The sequence below is a fragment of the Alteromonas sp. ABH2_165 genome (assembly GCF_056159945.1).
In genome coordinates this window covers 294,653-303,923 of record NZ_JBSWWF010000007.1, presented here as the reverse complement: position 1 = coordinate 303,923, position 9,271 = coordinate 294,653, and the positions used below count along the sequence as shown (strand labels likewise).

The following is a 9,271-nucleotide window of genomic DNA, read 5'->3' as shown; positions in this document are numbered from 1 at the left end:
CAATTTAAAAAAAGCCCGCTCATTCGAGCGGGCTTTTTGCGTTTAAAGCCGTATAAAATAACGTTTTAAAAATGATAAGAATAAGACACGTTCAGAAAATCGAGTCCTGGATTATCGCTGTTTAAACCACCATTTGAGTAATGCATATAGCGTAATGCTATCTGGTTATTTTCTTGTTCATCGAGACTCAGCAAAAAGCCTAGACGATCCTCGAACTGATAATGTGAACCAATATTTTTTCCTGCAAAGTGTCTGTCGTTGACTAAACTGGCGCCAATGCCTGCTTCAAGGTAAAGAGGATACTTGTCATACACGGTTGTAAGTCGTTTCACGATAACAGGGGAAATGGCGACGGCAAGGTTGGTGGCATGACTGTTATATTCACCATACTCCCAAATATTAAAGCTGGCTTCCCAATAAAGCTTAATATCGCCAAACCAATCAGTGTAAAGGTCGTAGGATAACGGGCGATAGGCAAGTCGAACTCCGTCAATGTTGTCTGAGCCATGTAAATAATCGACAGCGACTGCTTGCCTGCCGGCATGGGCACTTAGTGAAAAGGCGGTGAGTATGATTGCGATGAATAAGTTTCGACGAACAAAAAGCATGATTCCTCCTCAGGTATTACCATACAAAAGGCAAAATACAGACCAGAGGAACGTGCATTTAAAATCAATAACTTAATGTAACGCTAATACATTAACATTCGTTAGTGTTTGTAAATTTGGGTAAAGATCAGAAAATATTTCATTGCCTAGTCAACTTAAAGATTAGTGAAAGTCTCTTGATCGAACGTTAATAGAGTCCAACCAATCTGTTCGATCAGTAAGTTTACCGGCAATAATATGAATAACGCCTTCTGGCGAACGTTCGAGAATGCCGTCTACCTGCAAAAGTTGGGCTTTCAGGTAGGCTTGTTGTTGATGTCTGGCTGTGTTTTGCCACACCACAATATTCATATTGCCGGTATGGTCTTCCAAAGTGAAAAAAGTTGCGCCTGAGGCCGTACCGGGTGACTGCCTACACGTTACGCAGCCAATAACATGTATAACCGATCGGTTGTCACATTCATTAAGTTGATTAGCCAATCGAAGATTTTTTATTGCATGTTTTCTTAGCACTAACTCTATCGGGTGATGTTTCAGTGATAAAGATGTAGATGCATAATCTTCAAGCAAAGAATCGGTGTCATTTGGCAAAAAGTCGAAAGGCAACTGTTCGGCACTATTTCTGAACAAGGGGAGGGAGGTGTGGCTGTTCATCATTTGCCATCTTGCCTGATAACGGTTTCCTGCGATAGAAGAGAAAGCATCTGCACTGGCAAGTGCTGATAAATCTTTTTCAGATACGGCCTGTTGTTTAATGTGATCGAGGGTTTTAAATCCAGAAGAAGGCCTGTTCGTCAAAAGTGTTTGTATTGCTTCGGAGGATAAGTTCTTTACCAGATTCATGCCTAGCCTTATTGCTTTGTCCCCATTATTAAATACTAAGGTATGCTCTGCTTCAGATGCATTTATACATACCGGTAGCACAGGGATTTGGTGTCGCCTAGCATCTTGAATCAGTTGGCTGGCAGAATAAAATCCCATGGGAAGACTATTCAGCAGCGCAATATAAAATTCAGCTGGGAAGTAATGCTTCAACCAACAGGACACGTAAGCAAGTACAGCAAATGACGCGGAATGTGACTCGGGAAAGCCATACCCACCAAACCCTTTGATCTGCTCAAATAGTTGTTCGGCAAAACTTTCAGAGTAACCTCTACCTGTCATGCCTTTTATAAGTCTGTCTCGAAACTCATAAATACGACCGTCTTTTTTCCAGCTTGCCATTGCACGGCGAAGCTGGTCGGCTTCACCCCCAGAGAAACCAGCTGCAACCATGGCGAGTTGTATTACCTGTTCTTGAAATATCGGCACTCCCATGGTTCTTGAAAGCACACTTTTTACTTCCTCTGAAGGGTAAGACACGGTTTCTCTGCCGTGTCTACGTAGCAAGTAAGGGTGCACCATGTCTCCCTGAATAGGGCCAGGCCGTACGATAGCTATCTGCACAACCAAATCATAATAGCAGCGTGGCCTGAGTCGGGGCAGCATGGTCATTTGTGCCCGTGATTCAATCTGAAAGGTACCCACGGTGTCGGCTTCGCAGATCATATCGTATACCTGCTGGTCGTCACCTAATCGCGTAATAAAAGGAATGGATACTTCCTGAGGATATTGTTTATTGATCAGCGCAAACGCTTTGCGAATAGCGGTAAGCATGCCAAGGGCGAGCACATCGACTTTCAAAAGCCCGAGTGTTTCAAGATCATCTTTATCCCATTGAATTACTGTTCGCTCAGACATCGCCGCATTTTCCACGGGCACCAGTTCATAAAGTGGTCCGGCTGAAATGACAAAGCCGCCAACATGCTGGGAAAGATGACGGGGGAACCCGACAATTTGTTCCACTAAACTGGTTAATTGCTTAACCTTGCTGTTAGCAGACGACAGGCCGCAGTTTTCAATTTGCGTTTGCCAGGGAACCGTACGGTCACGGCGATTGATGTTTTTAATTACATAATCGAGCTGCGACTCAGCAAATCCCAGAGCTTTACCCACTTCACGGAAGGCGCTTTTAAAACGAAAGGAAATCACGGTGGCAGCAAGGGCGGTTCGCTCCCTACCGTACTTACTGTAAATATATTGAATGACTTCTTCGCGGCGACTGTGCTCAAAGTCTACATCTATATCGGGTGGCTCATCCCTTTCTTTGGAAATGAAGCGTTCAAACAATACGTTTATTTGCCGAGGATCGACGGCAGTAATCTCCAAGCAATAACACACTACTGAATTGGCCGCTGAACCTCGCCCTTGATACAAAATGCGGTTATCTCGGGCGAATTGAACAATATCGAAAATCGTCAGGAAGAAGTATTCGTACTGTTGTTCTTCAATAAGTTGTAGTTCTTTTTCAATGGTGGCCCGGATTGCGGGTGAAATCCCTTCAGAAAAGCGACGAAGAATACCGGCCTCAACACACTCTCGAAGGTAAGAGATTGCGGTGTAGCCATCAGGGACTAATTCTGATGGGTACTGATAACGAAGCTCATCTAAGTTGAATGTGCATAGTGAAGCAATTCGCACACTTTCTGCCAGCCACTTTGAAGGCAGCAGTTTTTTTAACTTGATCAGTGGTCTTAAACTTTGTTCAGCATTGGAAATCGCACTTTGTCCTAGCTTTTCTACTGTGGTGTTATTTCTAATGGCGTGCATAACTTGCTGCAAAGCCAGCCGATCATTGTGATGGAATAAAGCATGACTGCACGCGGTGATGGGCAGCGCATAGTCTGTATGTAAACGCTCGTATTCCGCAAACCGGATGTGATCATGGCCATCCAGGCGTCGCTGCGCGCCAATCCAAACTCTTGATTGATGATGCCTCAGTAGCCACTTAGCCCAGTGGTCATTTAATGCAGGATCTTTATCAGGAAGCCAGATGATAAGACAGTGTTGAATGGTTTTTAAATCCCATTCAGCCAGTTGGTACTCACCCTTTGGGCTTCGTCTTCTCGCATTCGTTATGATGCGGCACAGTTCGCTATAAGCCGCTTTAGTTGGACAAAGTAATACACAGGTTAATGTGTCGCTAAGGGTAAATAAACTGCCCGTTATTAACTTAACCGGCAAATTATGGCGTTTAATTTCGCTATGCGCCCTAACAACACCCGCCACGGAACATTCGTCGGTAATAGCTAATGCTTCGTAGCCTATGAACGACGCGGTTGTAACCAGTTCTTCCGGGCTGGATGCGCCGGTTAGAAAACTGAAATTACTTTGGCAAACCAGTTCCGCGTATTGCATGTCAGGCATACCAGCCATTTAAGAACCAATTACCATTTTCCCGGAAGATTTGAATGCGCTGACCGTGTTGATTTCTGCCGATGAAGTAGTCACGTTTTTCTTTATTTTCATCCCACCAACCTGACTCAATTCTGACGGGCCCAAATTCAATATTTGGGGAATCGGTAAGCGGCTGCGGATATTTCAGCAGGTAGGTTGGGGTAAATTCTTCGAGGTTGTCCTGCGTAATATCGGACTCACTTTCAACACCCGATGTAAAACGGTGATCTTGTAATGTGTGAGGTGCCGATATCGCGTTTTCGCCCAGTCTCGCTGCCAGTCGACCGAATAGAAGTTGGCGGGCAAAAAGATGCTTTCTGGAATTGAAGAAGTCAGCGGTGTCTGCCGCATAAGATTGTGGCTTTTCACTGCTAAATTCAAAATGCGTAACGGGTGCTTGTAGCTCAAGGGTTTCAAGCTTGAGTTTAATCAGCTGCTGCCACTCTGAAAAACTAAAACGGACATCTGATTTGCGAACTGATATTGGCATTTCAGGCGCTTCGCGAAAATACAGAATAATGTTAATCGCCTGGCTACCGGCATTTCGCAGGCGCAGAAATAATTCCATATCTCTGAGGCATTGGTCGATGTATCGCTGCAAACGTGTGGCATCTTCTACTTCGTAAGATAAGAGGACCGAATGTGAAAAGTTCGCGGGTGGATGATAAAACAATCGCTGAGGCTGACTTTCACCGCGTAGCGCAAAAAGGTATTTGAGCAGCTCGCTATCGAAACGCTTACCTAACTCGGTAGGAGGTAATTTCAGTAGCTCTCCTGCATGACGAATTCCGGCTCGTTGAAGGGCGTTAGCGTGTTTATCTGCAATCGACAAGGCTTGTACAGGTAATGCACCCAACATGTTCTCTATTTTCTTATCGCATAAGAGAAAGGAACTCTGCCCCCTTTTTGCCAGTGCTTCAGCGTTCTCTGGGCTCCAGCCACAAGCAAAAACGAAGTTTACTTCTCTGTGGTGCAACGTATTCTTTAATGCTAGCCAGATTTGTTGATAATCGCCGTAATACCGGACTAAATTATCAATACGAATGAAAAGACGACAGGGTGGCTGCAGGGAAATTTCTGCTGCGCATTGATAGAGACTAGCAGCCAGAAGCCGAAGTTGTGAATGTTCTATCTCTTCGGCATAGTCGATGACAGTGAGGTTTTCACATAATGCCGCAGCATGGGCTAGCCCCATACCGACTTCAATACCCACTTTACGGGCGCAGCTATTTACCTGCAGCACATTGTTGCTAGCCTGATGGTAAGCCACTGCAGGTTGTTGATCGGGCACACTGCCATTCGCCTTGGCATTATCAAGGGTTAACCGAAAGAAATGCAGGCACAGCCATCGTTGCCTAGCCATGAAGGGCATCGTCTTCTGCATGCATGGAATACTTACGCATCAGGCTATTGATCGTGATGTTATTTGGCGTGAAGCTGACAGGCACGACAATATTTTGCTTCGGCCAGCCGCCCTGAAGCTTGCGTATATTGACCTGTAGACCTTCGTCTATGGCAGTAATAGTCAAATCCAGCGGTACCGGCAGAGCTGCGGATCGTTGATTTTCGGGTTCAAAAATGACCACCAGACACTCATGTTGTGCAGCGGCCACTTGTAGGCGTCTAGCCTGGGCTGCGTTGATATGTTCGCACCAAAGCAGTAATACCGAGCATGAAGCTGATTTTATGGCCTCTTCAGCCGCCCAGAGGCTTAATTCAGAGGAGGTCGACACCACATGCACATTTTCCGGCACGACATTTACCCTGCGTAGACTATTTGTAATCAAAACCCCCGGAGGATTTACAAACAGGTAAAAAGCGTTTTCACCTGTTTGCGTAAAAACATTTTTTAGCAACGAAAGCTCGCCAATGCCGGTGCGCCCACTTATACGCACAACACCGTACTCTGGGAAGCCTCCAAGAATAGCTTCATCCAACGGCAAGTATCCCGTGGCCAGCCTGCGAGACTGACCGATAGGAGCTTGATTTCCACGCCATATAGCGGGGTGCTTTTCAACTAAAGAAAGGAGACTTGCCATATAATTCACCTGTATGCATATACAGTATTATAGGCAGAAGAATGGATTGATCAATACGTGTCTGATGGGAATTTATTCTTGTGGGCTAGATGCCCGTGGCGTCAATAAAGACAGGGTCATGATATCGCAAGCTTTTATGAAGCCATCAGCATGATTTTGTACCCAACTTATGCGCACATCATTAGGCTGTTCCTGCATCATGGCTTTAATATCATCCATGCTGACTTCTGAGTCTCTGATTGCAACGGTGAGTGCTTGTTCAATAGAAAGGCCCTTTTCACAGGCATCAAATATTATTTTGGCTGATGAGCTCGTGATGAGCATCATAACCTCGTAATTTTTGCCGCTTATCAACCCCTTCTTGCTGGCTTGTTCAACTCTCTCGGTGAAGATTTTCTGTAGTGTTCTGGCTGTGATGCTAAGCACCGAATAAGCGGTGTTGGCTTTTTCAGCGTTTTGCCTGGCAAGACCACGGTTTGCACTGATTTGTTTGTGCAGACTTTGTACTTTAAAAACAAAAAAAATCAGGATCAGAACCAACACGGCGATAATGCTGAATGCTAACAATGAACTGCCTCCTGATTCGTTGAAATGATTAATCTTTCCCTGGCGTGTAAATAGGGCCCGGGAATGCGGTTACCTTATCGGAAAGTTGGGTAATCTTAGCAGTTCCCTGCTTTTTAACCGTATCTATGCGAAGAACATTGTGCATAGGAATATAAGTTCTTTCGACGTCAAAGAATTCTGACTTCAGTTTTTCATGACTGGTATCTACCACCAGGCTTGTGTGGTTGTCCCAGACAAAATTTCCAATTTCGACAAAGCCAAAAAGACTACCCTGGCTAAGTTCTCGAACATACAGTTCATAACGTTCGCCATTGCTGATGAACTGAATGCGATAAATAGGTTCATTACTGCTCATGTTGAAAAACCTGATGTGACAACGGGAGCATGATTTTACGATAATTAACTAAAGCTGCAATGGGGTTAATAAGGCTTCAGTGGCAATGACCATCTCTTCTTTATTTTCAGCAAGAATGCCATTCACGGCAAAACCCTGCACGTAGCTGGTAAGTTGCAAGGCAGCAGACTCTATATTGATTTCCGCTTTGATTTCACCGTTAAGACGCGCCTTTTCAAGACAACCGATGAAGTCCAGTTGAAGCCTGTCGAGATAATGTCTGCCCATTTCCCTTACTGTAGCGTCTTGTTTGCCGAGTTCGCATACACAATTTATTAGCAGGCAACCACGGCTGTAAACCAAAGGAATGTAACGCAGAAAGAAAGTATTGATCGCGGTGATGCCTTGGTGTGTCTCAAGTTCACTGACAACAGGCATCAATTGCGTGGTTTGATAGTGCTCAAGTACCTTATAAAGAAACTGTTGTTTAGAGCCGAATTCAAGATAAAACCCCCGCCGGTTGAACGAGGTTCGGGCAATGATTTCATCCATGATCGCACCATGAAAGCTATACTCGAGGAATATGTCCACGGCTTGCTGGAGAATTTCTTCTATGTCGTACTGTGCGCTTCTTGGCATAAGGTATATTTCTGTCAGTCCCTCTATTCAGCGTAGCGTAAACCATAGAACTATCAAGGGATATCGTTATTCACCTTGCTTATATCAGTCTCTAGGTTAACATGCTCGTGGTTTAAGCAGTTTGAAGACTATTATGATTAAAAAAATCCTTCTGGGCAGTTTGGTTGCGTTATCGTCGCTGGCCGCTAGCGCACAAGATAATGCACCGGAGAGCCATTTCTCTCCAGATACGAACAGAATTAAATCCCACCTTTATTTCCTGGCAGATGATCTACTGGAAGGGCGAGATACCGGCTCCCGGGGCCATAACATCGCGGCACTTTACATTGCCACTGAATTTGCCAAATACGGATTGAAGCCAGCAGGAACAGAAGGTTTTATGCAGCCTGTTCCGTTCCGTAAAGCAAACTTAGTACAAGAATCGCCGTCATTTGATTTTGAAAGTGAGAGCGGTAGCTTTTCATTGTCTTATCCGAAGGACTTTATTACCGGCCCTGATTTATTGTCTTTGGAATCCAACGTGAAAGGTGAGTTGGTTTTTGTGGGCTATGGGATTGTGGCGGAAGAGTTAAATCATAACGACTATGCCGATCTCGACGTAGACGGCAAAATTGTCGTTGTGTTATCGGGTAAACCGGCTTCTTTTCCTAGTGAAGAAGGGGCGCACTTTGGTTCTGGATACCAAAAGCAAAGTTATGCCGCTGAGCGTGGTGCCATTGGCATGATTACCTTGTCTACTCCCATTGCTGAAAAAGTACGCCCTTATCAGAGCCAGCTTAATTATATTCATACGCCGAGAATGGCGTGGCTTAATGATGAAGGTGTACCAGCCAACACGTTCGAACAATTAAAAGGCAGTGCTTTTTTGAGTATGCCAGCCGCTGAGCAGCTTTTTGCTAACGCTCCGGTATCGCTGAATGATATCTATGCGGCTCTCGAAGAAGATAAGTCACCGAAAGGATTTGCTATTCCAGGACAGATTTCGCTTTCGAAGAAGAGCCTGCATTCGCAGATTGTCAGTCCTAATGTGGTTGGCGTGATAGAAGGCAGCGATCCTGAACTGAAAAATGAATATGTAGTTTTCTCTGCGCACTCTGATCATATTGGTTTCGCGCAGACGGTGAAAAAAGACAACATCAACAATGGTGCCATGGATAACGCGTCTGGTACTGCGGTTATGTTAGAGACTGCCCGTTTATTTAGTAATCTGGAACAGAAACCAAAGCGTTCAATTCTGTTTGTTTCGGTAACCGGTGAAGAGAAAGGCTTGCTGGGAGCGGATTACTTTGCCCGCAACCCCACAGTACCTGTTACCTCGATGGTTGCCGATGTGAATCTGGATATGCCTATCCTGACTTACCCGTTTGCTGACGTTATTGCTTTTGGTGCAAGTCACAGCGATATGAAAAAGTCGGTAGAGGAAGCGGCAGGTAACGCCGGCATTACGTTAAGTGATGATCCTTGGCCGCAACAAGCACTGTTTACTCGCTCTGATCACTACGCATTTGTAAAACAGGGTGTACCTTCAGTATTTATGGTGCCAGGGTTACAGTCGAAAGATCCCGATGTCGACGGCAGTAAGATATTTGGTGAATTTTTATCGACCCATTATCACAAGCCAAGTGATGATGTGAATCAGCCTTTTAACTGGGACGCAGCGAAGACTTTCACACAGGTAAACGCTGAGATTGGTCTCACGTTGGCTACTCAAGCACAACGACCTCAGTGGAACGAAGGGGACTTCTTCGGAAATACTTTTGGGCAGTAAGCGTTCAGTGATAACTGCTACAGAGTGTTAGGAAAGCTAA

At 45.1% G+C, this 9,271-nt stretch carries 8 protein-coding genes; 1 reads left to right on the top strand and 7 read right to left on the bottom strand.

The window, feature by feature from the left end:
• Positions 1 to 65: 65 nt before the first annotated feature.
• From ACXAFQ_RS15385 to ACXAFQ_RS15355, 7 genes are all read right to left on the bottom strand, one after another.
• The gene (locus tag ACXAFQ_RS15385) at positions 66 to 608 is read right to left on the bottom strand and encodes an acyloxyacyl hydrolase (protein ID WP_474824171.1); all 543 of its coding nucleotides are present in this window, start codon (positions 606 to 608) and stop codon (positions 66 to 68) included.
• A 162-nt stretch (positions 609 to 770) separates the two neighbouring features.
• Positions 771 to 3,845: an error-prone DNA polymerase gene (locus tag ACXAFQ_RS15380; RefSeq protein ID WP_474824182.1), complete on the bottom strand. Its 3,075-nt coding sequence runs from the start codon at positions 3,843 to 3,845 to the stop codon at positions 771 to 773.
• A 1-nt stretch (position 3,846) separates the two neighbouring features.
• Positions 3,847 to 5,247: a Y-family DNA polymerase gene (locus ACXAFQ_RS15375; protein WP_474824169.1), complete on the bottom strand. Its 1,401-nt coding sequence runs from the start codon at positions 5,245 to 5,247 to the stop codon at positions 3,847 to 3,849.
• The gene (locus ACXAFQ_RS15370; protein WP_474824167.1) at positions 5,240 to 5,923 is read right to left on the bottom strand and encodes a recombinase RecA; all 684 of its coding nucleotides are present in this window, start codon (positions 5,921 to 5,923) and stop codon (positions 5,240 to 5,242) included. The genes ACXAFQ_RS15375 and ACXAFQ_RS15370 overlap by 8 nt, the downstream gene beginning before the upstream one ends.
• Positions 5,924 to 5,995: 72 nt before the next feature.
• The gene (locus ACXAFQ_RS15365; protein WP_474824165.1) at positions 5,996 to 6,490 is read right to left on the bottom strand and encodes a hypothetical protein; all 495 of its coding nucleotides are present in this window, start codon (positions 6,488 to 6,490) and stop codon (positions 5,996 to 5,998) included.
• A 28-nt stretch (positions 6,491 to 6,518) separates the two neighbouring features.
• Positions 6,519 to 6,845: a DUF1820 family protein gene (locus ACXAFQ_RS15360; protein WP_474824163.1), complete on the bottom strand. Its 327-nt coding sequence runs from the start codon at positions 6,843 to 6,845 to the stop codon at positions 6,519 to 6,521.
• A 48-nt stretch (positions 6,846 to 6,893) separates the two neighbouring features.
• Positions 6,894 to 7,463, bottom strand: coding sequence for a TetR/AcrR family transcriptional regulator (locus ACXAFQ_RS15355; RefSeq protein ID WP_474824161.1), 570 nt, complete (start codon positions 7,461 to 7,463; stop codon positions 6,894 to 6,896).
• Positions 7,464 to 7,596: 133 nt separating this feature from the next.
• On the opposite strand from ACXAFQ_RS15355, the gene ACXAFQ_RS15350 reads away from it, so the two are divergent.
• Positions 7,597 to 9,231, top strand: coding sequence for a M28 family metallopeptidase (locus ACXAFQ_RS15350; RefSeq protein ID WP_474824159.1), 1,635 nt, complete (start codon positions 7,597 to 7,599; stop codon positions 9,229 to 9,231).
• Positions 9,232 to 9,271 lie beyond the last annotated feature (40 nt).

Coding starts and splice junctions, on each gene's coding strand:
- ACXAFQ_RS15385 (WP_474824171.1), bottom strand. CDS start 608: ATGCTTTTTGTTCGTCGAAACTTATTCATCGCAATCATACTCACCGCC.
- ACXAFQ_RS15370 (WP_474824167.1), bottom strand. CDS start 5,923: ATGGCAAGTCTCCTTTCTTTAGTTGAAAAGCACCCCGCTATATGGCGT.
- ACXAFQ_RS15380 (WP_474824182.1), bottom strand. CDS start 3,845: ATGCAATACGCGGAACTGGTTTGCCAAAGTAATTTCAGTTTTCTAACC.
- ACXAFQ_RS15375 (WP_474824169.1), bottom strand. CDS start 5,247: ATGGCTAGGCAACGATGGCTGTGCCTGCATTTCTTTCGGTTAACCCTT.
- ACXAFQ_RS15350 (WP_474824159.1), top strand. CDS start 7,597: ATGATTAAAAAAATCCTTCTGGGCAGTTTGGTTGCGTTATCGTCGCTG.
- ACXAFQ_RS15355 (WP_474824161.1), bottom strand. CDS start 7,463: ATGCCAAGAAGCGCACAGTACGACATAGAAGAAATTCTCCAGCAAGCC.
- ACXAFQ_RS15360 (WP_474824163.1), bottom strand. CDS start 6,845: ATGAGCAGTAATGAACCTATTTATCGCATTCAGTTCATCAGCAATGGC.